This is a genomic window from Paenibacillus sp. G2S3 (assembly GCF_030123105.1).
GTDB lineage: Bacteria > Bacillota > Bacilli > Paenibacillales > Paenibacillaceae > Paenibacillus_AQ.
The window spans coordinates 3,472,958-3,486,043 of record NZ_CP126095.1 but is presented as its reverse complement, the minus strand read 5'-3'; the positions used below and the strand labels follow the sequence as shown (position 1 = coordinate 3,486,043).

Below are 13,086 nucleotides of genomic sequence, written 5' to 3'. Positions count from 1 at the left end.
AGGCTTGCCTCCAACCATAAATAATAATCAAAACTAGACCTCTTAAATACGCATGTTTTAGCTAGTTGGGAACTTAAAGTGATAATTACCGGATCCAATGATTAGTTTTTGACCTTCTGACGTTTGTTCAACACTGTAAAGACTTATAACTTGTTCTAATGGTGCCCCAGACTCCAGAATGCTATCCTGATTCATCGTTGGAATAATGATCTCAGCCGTTGTATTGGAAGGAATCAACACTTGCATTTCTACTGAAGCATCTTTCTGTTTTTTCCAAGATACCTTAATCGTTCCATGGACAGACTCAAGCGAAGCATCAACCCACGTCAAATGATTCCCGATCTGCGGCTGGATTCGTATTTTTTTGTAGCCAGGCTCCAACAATTCAATTCCACTGGCAGTGCGATAGAGCCAATCTCCAATAGCGCCATAAGCATAATGGTTATAGGAATTCATATCGTCGCTCCAGAACGAGCCGTCCTGTTTTATTCCATCCCAATGTTCCCAAATCGTTGTCGCTCCCTGGATTACAGAATATAACCAGGAAGGATACTCTTTCTGCAGGACCAATTGGTAGGCCAAATCCGTATAACCGAATCTAGAAAGGACCAGACATAGATAGGGAGTTCCTACAAAGCCAGTCGTTAAATGTACTCCATTTTCTTCGATGTGCTGAGCTAACATCTTGGCCGTCCGATGACGATCCTTTTCCGCCAATAAATCAAACATAAGGGCAAGTGTATACGCCGTTTGTGTCGGTGAGGCCACCCGCCCATTTGGCGTTACGAACTCTTGACGGAATGCCTGAACAATCTTCTCATGCAATGCTTCGTATCTAATGACATCTCCGGTTTTTCCAATGACGGCTGCCGTCTTAGCTAGCAATTCCGTAGAATAAGCATAGAACGCGGTGGCGATCAACTCTTTCGGTGTTGCTCCGACATAGCTGTTTTCTTTGGCATCAAGACCTAACCAATCTCCGAAGTGAAATCCCGTATTCCACAGAAATTCGTCTTCGCCTTGCGCCCGAATATACTCGACCCATGCTTTCATACTTGGATATTGCGTTTTCAGTACACGAATGTCCCCATAACATTCATAGAGCGTCCAAGGACAAATCACTGAGGCGTCTCCCCAAGCTGCAGAACCGTAACCTGCTGCTGGCACATCGGGAATGACATGCGGAACTCTTCCATCTTCTTCTTGATCTGCGGCCAAATCCTTTAGCCACTTTTCAAAGAACGGAACGACATTCATGTTGAAGGCAGCTGTGCGAATAAAAACTTGAGCATCCCCCGTCCATCCCAATCTCTCATCCCTTTGAGGGCAATCTGTCGGAATATCTAGAAAATTGCCCTTTTGTCCCCATAATATGTTGTGCTGAAGCTGATTCAAGAGCTCATCTGAGCAGTTGAAGCTGCCCGTTAGCTCTAAGTCCGTATGAATTACACAGCCTGTGAATTGTTCCAATAATTGATCATTTGGTATACCAGTCACTTTTACAAAACGGAATCCTTGGAAGGATAAATAAGGCTCGAACGTTTCTGTTTCTCCGCCTCGGCATATATAAGTAATGGTCTGCTTTGCCGATCGTAAATTTCCGATGTAGAAGTTCCCCTCGCGGTCCAATACCTCAGCATGTTCTATAGTAACGATCGTTCCAGCCTCAGCATGAACCGTAAAATTCACCCATCCAACCATATTTTGTCCCATATCCAGCACGGATTCGCCTTTGGGTGTTGTAATGACAGCAATAGGCTTGATGGTTTCTATAATCCTTGTCGGCTCGTTTTCCTGAGCAACTAATGTAGCTTCTGGATGATTCCTGAGAACTGTCTTTTGCCACTCTGAATCCTCAAAACTGGGAGAAGACCATCCTTCTACCTCGAGCCTCGCATCATATGTTTCGCCATGATACAATTCCGACATCAAGAGTGGACCTGCCGAAGTACGCCAGTTCTCATCCGAACCAATGATTTGTTCAGAACCATCGGATAATGTGACATGTAGCTGAATAAGCACAGCACGATCTTTGCCATAGAAATCTTTGTGTCCATCCCAAGCTAAATACCCTTTATACCACCCGTTTCCCACAATGCAGCCAAGAGCGTTGTTACCCGCAGTAATTAAAGAAGTCACGTCATAGGTCTGATATTGAAGCCGTTTGTTATAGCTAGTCCAACCGGGGTTAAATAGCGTGTTATCTGCTGGAATTCCATTTATATATAGGCGGTACAGACCAAGAGAGGTTGCATACATTCGTGCTGATACTACATTGTCAGGGATTAAAAATTCTGTACGAATATAATCGCAAGGATCAGCTCCATTCTTTTGGTGACTCATAGGTGCTGATATCCATTTTGCCTGCCACTCTTCTACTGATAACAATGCCGTTTCCCAGTAAGCAGGTTCACTCCATGCTGTTACCTTCCCTTGATCGTCCCAAGCTCGAACCCTAAAGTAATACCGAGTACGGGATTGTAGAGCGGGACCTTGGTATTCAATATGCACATTGCTATCCGACGCTATCTTTTCGGAATCCCATATGATTTCTGAGACGAATGATTGATCAAAAGCAACTTGAATTTGATAAGCAGTCTGGATAAAGCCTCTAATATCTGAGCTTATCCACCAACTAAGCCGCGGATGTAAATCATCAATCCCCGACGGATTCTTTCTGTAGTTTACTTTAAGATTTGAGACTTCAAAATTGGACATTTGTATCTGCCTCCTATACTAATTCGATAACAACCGGAACAATTCATCATTTGATTCCAAGATCATAGACTCGGTAGCACTAATTCTATTGTATGAGGAGATTGAACTTAGAATTGGGGGTAATCCCGACATTTTTATAGGTGGATATAGACATTTATTCCTTAATTTCGTACGATGAGTCTAGCCTAAGATCATTTGAAAGGAGCCACGATCATGAGTATCCGACGCAGCACCTTTGTCATGTCTGGAGATAGCTTTTTCGAGCCCGATGTACCAATTTATGTAAATAGGGCTTATGAAACGTTCGAATTGAATGCGCATTCCCATGAATTTGTCGAGATAACTTATATCAGTGAAGGAGCAGGCGTGCATTATATTGAGGATGAGGCCGTTCCTGTCGAACACGGCACGTTGTTTTTTATACCTATTGGGCGCAGTCATGTATTTAGACCAAAGACACCTATGAAAGACCGTCCGCTTATCGTTTACAACTGTTTGTTCCCGGTAGAGTATTTATCCGAACTTCAGGCTAGCTTTCCTCACGCTTCGGATATTTGTGGATTTTTCACAGACAAGGAATTGCTCTGGTTCTCTATGAAAGATGTCAATGGAGCATACCATATCATGTTCCGTGAATTGTTTCGTGAATTCTCGGCAAAACCACCTGGATATTTAGCTGTCCTCGATGCTCTAGTCGTGCAAATATTAACGGGCTTGTTTAGACATCGGTTGCAGATTGATACACCTACAGGGGATAAGCCTCAATGGATGGCAGTCGATGAAGCAATTGCATATATAAATTACAACTATGCCAGTGGGCTTAAACTTAGTGATCTCGCTAGCAAAGCGAACCTTAGTGAACGCCAATTCAGCCGCCTTTTTCAGCATCAAACTGGCATGAGTTTTACAAATTACATGCAAAGTATTCGAATGGATGCTGCCTGTCGTATGCTTTCGGGAGGTCATAGAAGTGTAAGCGAAATTGCCGCAGCAGTTGGATATGCTGACCTAAAGTTTTTTCACCAAATATTCAAAAAAAAGATCGGAATGAGTCCCCGACAATATAGTAATACGCTACGAGGTGAGGGATAGCTACTAACCTTCAAGTAGTCTTAAATTGTATAGATGCGGATTGTGCAGGACCCATGTAAGGCGTGCTAATCTAACTCATCTTGTTTAGTAGAAAACCAATTCAATTATGAATAACCATATTTAATAACAAAAGCTGCCAAGCAATTGCTAGGCAGCTTTTGTTATCGTATAAGATGTTCAGGCAGCGTATTCTAATTATCACCAGCAAGTGTGAGCCACTTGCGATTATGATGTTCCTGGACTTCAACGGGGATATCGAAGAAATCGCTCAGCACATCCGACTGCAAGCAGTTTTCCGTCTCATCCCCTTTGTAGATTTCGCCGTCCTTCACTAACAGCGTATGTGTGAAGCATGGCGTTATCTCTTCGATATGATGCGTTACATACAGCAAAGTGGGTCCGCCGGGTTGCTTCGTAATCTTCTCAATCATTTGCAACAGCTGTTCTCGGGCAAAAATATCGAGTCCTGTGCATGGCTCATCAAGAATCAATAGATCCGGATTGGCCATAAGTGCGCGTGCAATAAGGACTTTCTGACGCTGACCTTGCGACAAGGTATCGTAAGTACGAGCGGCTAAGGAAGAGCAGTCTAAGAATTCCATCAACTCCTCGGCTTGCTTTTGATCCTCTTCATTCGTCTTGTCATACAGCCCGATGGTCGCGAATTTACCGCTGAGGACAATGGTCAAAGCAGTCTGATGGCCATACAGCTTTTGTTGCAGGGAGGTACTGACCCAACCGATTCGTTTGCGTAACTCTCTAAGATCCACATCGCCGTAGCGATGGTCTAGCACTTCGACTTGCCCAGTCGTCGGCCATATATAGCCGTTCACTACATTCAACATCGTCGTCTTGCCTGATCCGTTTAGTCCGACGATACACCAGTGTTGTCCTTGTTTCACTTCCCAATTCATATCGCGTAAGATCATGGTAGTATCACGTTTCCATGATACATTTTCGAGTGATATAATCATGCCTCAATTCCCCCTTCTTATGAATGTCTAAATTAAACTTAAAGCTCAGAAAGAGTTCCATTTAAAATTTTCAGAGTCCCTTGTACCGCTTGATCTGAATCCCCATTTTTAATAGATTCATAAACTTGTTCATGGTAATCAGATTGAGGATCGTGGGAACTATAATTACGGTTTAATTTACTCATTGCATCTGACAAAATATGAGTAAATGTTCTATATAAATCAATGATCACAGCGTTTTTGCTTGCAATTGCTACTGCCATGTGGAATTGTATATCTGATTTGGCATAGAGCTCACGATCATTCTGCTTTAGAGCCATATTTCTTGTATCTAAATGTTTTCGCATGTTGGATAAATCTGTGTCATCACGCCTTAGAGCTGCTAATCTTGCGATTTCTAATTCAATCATTTTTCGGGCTTCGAAGACCTCAATCAGTTCTGCACGAAGTAAACGATGGGTAAGTGGCTCTTGAATAATCGGGCTGGATTTTAAATAAGTTCCAAAACCCTGCTTTTTCTCCAATAGACCAGCATGAACTAACACACGAATTGCTTCTCTTATCGTTGATCGACCTACATTGAATAATTGCATTAATTCAGGTTCTGGAGGCAATTTGTCTCCTGGTAAGATTGCTCCAGTTGAAATTTTTTGTTGTATTTGATTAACAACATTGTCAACTAACTTAGTGGATTGAGCGGGTCGGAACGATCCATTTTCAAACATCTGATCATCTCCTCTTTTTGCAGAATAACATGATATTCCTTACTTAACAAGTAAGATTTAGTATGACAAAGAAAAAAAACAGCTAATCACTTTGATTAGCTGCAAAAGTAACTTATTTAACTAACGTTCCCCTACTTCTTCACCCTTCTTCTTTATGGTAGACTTTAAGGCTCTTTTGTGGGGAGTTTGCTGACTCAATTATTGTCCTTTTTCCATTACAGCAAAGTAGTTATTCTCACTGTCTGCGAAATTGAAAACTCTTCCCCCGGGAATTTCTACAATTTCACCAACTGTGACATTTTTGTCCTTCAAATCACGATTCAATTGATCAAAATTATCCGAAAAGAACATTAAAGAAGGTGTTCCGAGATTCATTTCAGGATTCATTTGAGCAACCAACTCTTTATTATGAAGAACAATGCTAGTGGCTGCACCTTTAGGAGCAAGCTCGATAAATCTCATTGGGCCATTGGTTTCATCCAAAATCACCTCAAACCCTAGCTTTTCTGTCCAGAAAACTTTGGATTCCTCTTGGTTATTCACATATAACATAATTTGACCAAGTTTATTAATCATAATTTATACACTTCCTTAGTTAGAATAATTTACTGCTCTTACAATATACCTTATGGAGAATATTCTCGTCAAGGAATATATATTTAGACTCCCCTTTAAATTACATTCTGCCTATGTTTCGAGAGGGAGTCTCTATTCCCGTATTATTTACTTCCTTTTCCTACATTAAACCGAATCTAAGAATAGCGAAAGTAAATTATTGAATTAGTAATGGGCCACGTTCTTGTCTTTTACTAAGACCAGAACTTCATCCATAAAGCTAACAATTATAATATTTCGATATACCCTTCTGTTCCATGCACGCGAATCCGTTGCCCATCTTTTATAAGATTGGTAGCATTCTCCACTCCTACAACTGCTGGTAAGCCGTATTCACGTGCGATAACTGCTCCATGGGTCATCAGTCCACCAACTTCGGTGACTAGCCCTTTAATAGATACGAACAGTGGCGTCCAGCTTGGGTCAGTAAATGTAGTGACTAGAACATCTCCATCTTCAAGAACAGCATCTTCAATATTTAAGATGACTCGTGCTCGACCTTCTATAACCCCGGAAGAAACAGGTAGACCTACAATGGCTTCAGCTGGTAAGTTCCCTCGTTTGTATTTTCCAACAATGATTTCACCATCAGACGTGATAACACGTGGTGGGGTTAGTTTTTCATATAGTTTATAATCCTCTTTTCGGTTGCTGATGATCAGGTTATCTAGTTTATTTGTGCGTACGACTTCATGAAGTTCTTCAAAAGAGAGATAGAATATATCTTCTTTTTCATGGATAACTCCCGCTTGTACTAATTGTTCAGCTTCTTTCAGTAAATATTGCTTATAGACGAAGTAACGACTAATCATGCCGTATTTTGGATATTCCCGATACCCGATGAAATTCCGTATTAGGTCAGTCATTCGTTTTGTTTCTTTGGCTTTTTGTTCTCCATCAGGTAATTGCTTCAATCGATTTAATAATTCTTGTTCTTTATTCAAAGCTTCCTGTCGCCCTTGTTCAAACTTTCGATGGCTAGCATTAGGTTTAAAGTTTTTGATGTTACTGAGAATCATCGGAACTAGTATAGTTGGCTTTTCACTCCAACGAGTTCTCGAAATATCGATTTCTCCAGTACAACGCATTCCGTATTTGCTGAGATAATCATAGAACGCGTCTTGCGTTTCTTTTCCACCATCAAACTTAACCAGTCCGTCCAAAAAAATATCATCTTGAACATGTTGTAAATACTCGATTACTTCTGGATAAGGACGAATCACATCTGCGAGATCCATTAACGCCAGACCCATTTCCGAAGTAATGTTGTTTGGTACAGATTGAGAAAGTGTATCTGCTGCATTTTTTTCACCTAACCACTCGTACATTTTTTCATTGATCCATGATGAAGCATTCATAGCAGTCATAAAAACCTTTGTGCTTTGTGGGTTAAATAAGATCTTCTTTAATTCCTGGAGATCTTCGAGAATAAAATCAAATAATTCTGCTCCTGTTTTCGTTTGGATGCCTCGTTGTAACTCTTCTATCGATGTTTGACTAATCTTAATTAAATCAGTAACGATTGCCGGATCGATTTCGATTTGTGCTTGGGGATCTGCAGGCGATAACCCTATATTGTTTTTACTAGGACTCGGTACATTTTTAACATCTGGTGAAGATTTTATAAAATCTTCTCGCGCTACGATGGTCATGAGTGCATCTTTGATGAGGGGATCTGATTTTCCTAAAGCATCTATCACCATTGTTCTGCTGACAGGAGAGGACAGTTTTGCTGTGACATCAACAAACAATCTTCCGCCAGCTGTTCGCATCGGTGCAGGAGTCGTTAACAGGTAAAATGATAACCCTAGTGGTTTCATGGGATCTGTCATCATTTGTTGATGTCCGACAGATACGTAAACGTGATTGTCTTGATCATTCGTTTCAGGGATCGGGTATAAAGTAGTGATTGGCCGACTCTGAACAATATAAAATGTATCATGATCCAAACACCATTCGATATCTTGGGGGTAACCGAAATAAGCCTCAATCTCTCTACCTATGCGTGCCAGTTGTATGATTTGTTGTTCTGTAAGGGTTTGAGTCTTTTGCTGATCGAGATCGATGTTCCGGCTCTCTGTTCCACCTTCTTTTAATCCATAGATAGCCAATTTTTTGTTTGCTATCATCTTATCGACGATTTCCTCTTCCTGTACTGTATAACAATCGGCAGATACCAAGCCAGAGACCAGTGCTTCGCCAAGTCCAAAACTGGCATTAATGGATAGCAGCTTTCGGTTAGAGGTCATCGGATCAGCAGTGAATAGAATTCCTGAAGCCTGTGGAAAAACCATCTTTTGAACAATAACAGATAAATAAACTTGTCTGTGATCAAAACCATTTTGTATTCGGTAGATTACCGCACGATCCGTAAATAGAGACGCCCAACATTTACTGATATGCTGTAAGATTGCTTGTTGGCCGATGATATTTAAATAGGTGTCTTGTTGGCCAGCAAATGATGCATGCGGTAAATCCTCTGCAGTAGCACTAGAACGGACAGCATAAGCATGTTCGTCACCAAGCTGGGAGAGATAGTGAGTAACTGCTGTTACAACATCAGAAGGTATTTCTACTTCCATAATGAGTTGGCGAATCTTCTTGCTAATTTCACCAATTTGCTCTCTATCTTCTACTGTTAGCATGGATAGTTGATCCAATAAGGCCTGATATATTTCGTTCTGTTCGATGGCTTGTTGATATCCTACTGAAGTAACACAAAATCCTTCGGGTACTTTTATTCCTTCGATACTTGATAAAAGCCCTAAATTTAACCCTTTTCCTCCAACGAGCAAAAGCTGAGTATCTTCAACTTCTTGAAAACCGATAACTAAAGAATTCATTCAATCTCTCCTAACACTAAAATTGAGAAAAAAACATTTGACAAGAGTTTACCGGCGTGGTACATTAATAATGTAAGATGCATTAAATTTGTCTTTTATATACATTAAAAGTCGTGATATGATTATATCATCGTGTCTGTTCATATGCAATATTAAAGAACCTGATAAACTACTCAGGTTCTTTTTTTGGTTACCACTATTATTTGTTATTTAAAAACCATGGTAAGAATCGAATTACAACCCATGGACTTCAAACTCATAGATTCGCGCTGCCGTATCGGCTCCCTGCGTGGGCTTAAGAATGATTAATTTCACATAACGTGCTTTCACTAACGCAATCGCGTCTGTCGACTCAGCTGCCGAGTTTCCTTGCACGTTTACGACATCCGTCCAGTTCGTTCCGTCACTACTCACCTGAATGGTATAATCGCTGGTATTAAAGCCCGACCATTCTCCTCCGCTCTGAGCATGCTTGATAATAAAATTGCTGATTTGATGCTCGGCTCCGAGATCGACTTGTAGCCAATGAGGTAGATTACCAAGTGCGCACCATTTACTGTTATCCGTAACTTTTCCGTCTACGGCATTCGGTGCTCCTTCCTTGTCCCCACACGCATGATCGGCTGTCGCAGTTTTGCCAAGTGCCAGATTCTTCACCGCTCCAGCATCCTTGCTCACTGTGATGAGTTCCTTATTAGTAATTGTGTCTTGACCTGAGCTGTTGGTTGCGGTCAGTGTCACGCTATAAACACCTTCCTGATTGAACGTTACCATCGGGTTCTTCGATGTGCTGATGGCTGGGCTTCCGCTTTCGAAGTTCCATGACCATCCTTCTGTCACTTCGGTCGACATGTCAGTGAAGTTTACGCTCTCACCTGGAGCCACCAGGGTTCGATCAGCCTTGAACCCAGCAATTGGTTTCGGATAAGCCGGCCAGCTGATCTTCACGCTAGAGGACTGACCTTGTTCGTATCTTCCATTGATTGCAACGATCTTTAATTCTGTGCCAGTTTCCTTGTCTATTCTTCTCATCTCAGGAACGTAAAACACATGATTTGGCGTTGCGCCCAATAATACCTCACTGCCATCTGGCAGTACACGATAGATTTCGTATTGCTTCACCTGCTGGTCAAGTGGTTTCCACTCCAATCTAGCATCTCCATAAATTCCATCGCGGAAATCGGATTGAGTAACCTTCAGTTCGCGAACCGCCGGCAGCGGCTTAATCGAATCGTTGGCATTTTGGATGGAGAGTTGGCCAATTTGAATACTATAATTACTAATCGTATCCTTGGTATCAAAATAAAGTGACACTGCTACGATTCGTTTCCCTTTGTATGGGGTCAAATTCAAAGTTTCGGTAGTCCAGCCTGGTGCTGTCTTATCCTTCACGTTAAGGAAGACAAATTCGTCGGGATGGTCTGCGAAAGCAAGACCAACCTTCAAGCTTGGCTTGTTCAGGGTTTTATACGTAACTGCTAGCTTTGTGCTTGCTTCGATTTTCAGGTCTGTCTTGTAGAGTTTCAGATGTGTCGCATTGTTATGGCTCAAGTCACCTGATACCTTCAATGAGCTGCCACCATAATACGCATCAGACCAATCAAGCGCTGGAGTAAGTGCTGTTCCTTTGCTATCTGTGATCCAGCGCCATGTTGGCAGAATATCCTGTAGGCTCCGGTTGTTCCATCCCTTATCTCGCACCTGCTTCCCTCGGACATAATATTTCTGTCCACTTCCAGTGTTGAAGTTGGTAATGAAAGGCAACTCATTTATAGAGGATGATTCGACGACATCGTTCGCGATCCCTTTCCAAGCCTGATCGCTCGTGGTGTTTCCCGGATTCCCATTTGGACCCACCCAGAATTGGTTCTCACGGACGAAGAAATCCTCCATACTCTCTGCGCTGTTAAAAGCCCAGTCCGGGCGATAAATACCAAGGGAAGTGACGGCAGGTTTCCCATCCGGGAACAGCAGATCCCAGTTCACATTCGTATCATAACCCTTGGCTTCGACATCGATGCCAGCATACAGATCATATGGACTTCTGCCCAAGCTTTTGGCTTTCTCCGCCGAGCTTTTCAGATCTTTCCACCAAAAGTTCAGGAACATACTATCTGTGATTTTCTTTTTATTCTCCTGCAGGAACATTGCATTCTTGTCATTTAGTGCATTTTGCCAACTGATACTGCCCTCCTTAGTCATGGAGTCGTACCATACGATTTGCATAGATGCAGATTTGTGCAATTCTAGATAACTTAGAAAAGCTTTCATTTGCTGTGCATCAGCTGGTGTTCCACCTTCAGTCTCCTGGTTAATAAACCAACCGTCAAATCCGTAATACTTCGCAACCTGGATCAGCTTATCTGCAGCAGGAAAGGAGCCATCACTGTTCTGCTGTAGCATCTGCTTCACCCATTCTAACTTCCCACCATACACGCTTGGCGGGAAAAATACCGTTCCGATAATTGGTACGCCATTCTTATGAGCTGCGTCAATTGTATCAGCGCTTGGTGGTACGATGATTCCTTCACCGGCAGATCCGCCCCAATAAACCAGCTTGTCAACATATTGCCAATAAGTAAACGTGTTAGCTCCAAATTTGTCCGAACCCTGTGATGGCACACCACTTGTTCCCGAGTTCAATGCTGATAAAGCCATAACTTTCGGCGCTTTAGTTGCATTGGAGTTGACTCCATCTGTCACAAAATGGTCTTGAAGCGGAACTGTGCTCCGGTTGAATGCCGCATCCGGATCGGATTCAGGACTCCACTTAAGCAATTGCTCTGGAAACCAGTAGGATGAATAAGGCTGTTTAGCGAACGCAGTTGTGGATAATGCTGCGCACATCACCAATAAGAATATAAAACCTGCACCAATCTTTTTCATGCCATACTCCTCCAATCGATAGTTATTATGATTGCGCTTACATTTTAACAAGTTGGACAAAGCTGTAGATAGTGGATTAATGACATGTCCAGGTGCAATTATTACAGATTGTAAGCCTGAAGCTCCAGTGCTAGCATAAGCTTGGCCTCCATAAATAAAAGAGCCCCCATTTAAACAAACGGGTGCTCTCAATCTTTTTGTGTCATTTAGAACCACTACTGGACTTGTTTGGGTTTTCAAGTTATGTATCCTGACGTTAAGCTTTCAGATTTAAAAGAAACTGTCGTGTATTCTGATAAGCTTCGTTCCATCCCATCTTCGCGTAGAATCGAAGTCCGTCGAGTCCCTTCAAATAATAGGCACCGATTAGCCGCTCCTTAAAATTAGGAGTCTCTATGCTGGCTTTGTCTTGATAGTTTTGATACGCCTTAATGACATCACTCCACGGCATATGCCGATCGAGAATCGCAAGGTCTATGAGAGAATCACCGTACATGCAATTTCCATCAATGATGCCGGTAATTCGTGTTCCAGTGGACAAAATATTCCACTGTTGAAAATCTCCGTGTATAAAGCTTCTGTTCGATTCATTATAGGGTACGTAGGTCATCAACCGACCGTATATTTCTTCGTATAGGTCTCTCTCCAAGCAAGAGGTGTGGAAGAGATCATGCCAGTTTTCCCAGAATGTCCCTGTTTGATCCTCCGCATTTACGGCAACGACGAAGTCCTTCCAAGATGCATAGGAACCGTTGCCATCAGCACCGATCCACCCATACCCGTTAGTTGCCCCAATATCCGCTGCAGCCATTCTTGTCAAAATGCCGATAATTTCAGGCAACTGAAGGGTTTGTTCCTCTGAAGTGCAATCGGATAGGTTGCGTCCTTCCATTCGTTCCATGATCAAATAGGTTAACTGGCTAGTTCTCCCTAACGCCAAACATTTGGGAAAAGGGATGTTTTGAGCTGACAGCAAATTAGATATATAGTGTTCCGTTTCATATGTCCCTTGTAGATCACTGAATTTCACAACATATCCCTTTCCTTCGTGGTTGAAAGAAAACACATTGCTTATGTTGCCACCAGACAGCGGTGTAATCTCAGCCGCACCCGGTCCGAGATGAGTCTCCAATACTTTTTCAATTTCACTTATCGCCAATTTCGGTTTCTCGTAAGTCATTTTCGCTTAATCTCCTGTATTTTAGAGTCGAGTTTGTCTTTACTGCCTACAAA

8 protein-coding genes are annotated in these 13,086 nt (G+C 42.1%); 1 reads left to right on the top strand and 7 read right to left on the bottom strand.

Annotated elements, in window-relative coordinates:
- Positions 1-57 precede the first annotated feature (57 nt).
- Positions 58-2,718 carry a glycoside hydrolase family 78 protein gene (locus QNH28_RS15180; RefSeq protein ID WP_283907435.1) on the bottom strand — a complete coding sequence of 887 codons (2,661 nt, stop codon included), beginning with the start codon at positions 2,716-2,718 and terminating at the stop codon, positions 58-60.
- Positions 2,719-2,931: 213 nt separating this feature from the next.
- Between QNH28_RS15180 and QNH28_RS15175 the strand changes: the two genes are divergently transcribed.
- A complete protein-coding gene (locus QNH28_RS15175) occupies positions 2,932-3,810 on the top strand; it encodes an AraC family transcriptional regulator (protein ID WP_283907434.1) in 879 nt (292 codons plus the stop codon).
- 191 nt (positions 3,811-4,001) lie between these two features.
- Here QNH28_RS15175 and QNH28_RS15170 read toward each other — a convergent pair whose 3' ends face one another.
- The 6 genes from QNH28_RS15170 to QNH28_RS15145 all read right to left on the bottom strand — a co-directional run bounded on the left by QNH28_RS15170 (position 4,002) and on the right by QNH28_RS15145 (position 13,033).
- Positions 4,002-4,784, bottom strand: coding sequence for an ABC transporter ATP-binding protein (locus QNH28_RS15170; protein ID WP_283907433.1), 783 nt, complete (start codon positions 4,782-4,784; stop codon positions 4,002-4,004).
- Positions 4,785-4,822: 38 nt separating this feature from the next.
- The gene (locus tag QNH28_RS15165; protein ID WP_283907432.1) at positions 4,823-5,509 is read right to left on the bottom strand and encodes a FadR/GntR family transcriptional regulator; all 687 of its coding nucleotides are present in this window, start codon (positions 5,507-5,509) and stop codon (positions 4,823-4,825) included.
- Positions 5,510-5,707: 198 nt separating this feature from the next.
- Complete coding sequence (locus QNH28_RS15160; RefSeq protein WP_283907431.1) at positions 5,708-6,085, bottom strand: VOC family protein; 378 nt, start codon at positions 6,083-6,085, stop codon at positions 5,708-5,710.
- A 266-nt stretch (positions 6,086-6,351) separates the two neighbouring features.
- The gene (ppsA, locus tag QNH28_RS15155) at positions 6,352-8,967 is read right to left on the bottom strand and encodes a phosphoenolpyruvate synthase (RefSeq protein WP_283907430.1); all 2,616 of its coding nucleotides are present in this window, start codon (positions 8,965-8,967) and stop codon (positions 6,352-6,354) included.
- Between the two features lie 234 nt (positions 8,968-9,201).
- Positions 9,202-11,853 carry an endo-beta-N-acetylglucosaminidase gene (locus QNH28_RS15150; protein ID WP_283907429.1) on the bottom strand — a complete coding sequence of 884 codons (2,652 nt, stop codon included), beginning with the start codon at positions 11,851-11,853 and terminating at the stop codon, positions 9,202-9,204.
- A gap of 256 nt (positions 11,854-12,109) precedes the next feature.
- The gene (locus QNH28_RS15145) at positions 12,110-13,033 is read right to left on the bottom strand and encodes an aminoglycoside phosphotransferase family protein (RefSeq protein ID WP_283907428.1); all 924 of its coding nucleotides are present in this window, start codon (positions 13,031-13,033) and stop codon (positions 12,110-12,112) included.
- Positions 13,034-13,086 lie beyond the last annotated feature (53 nt).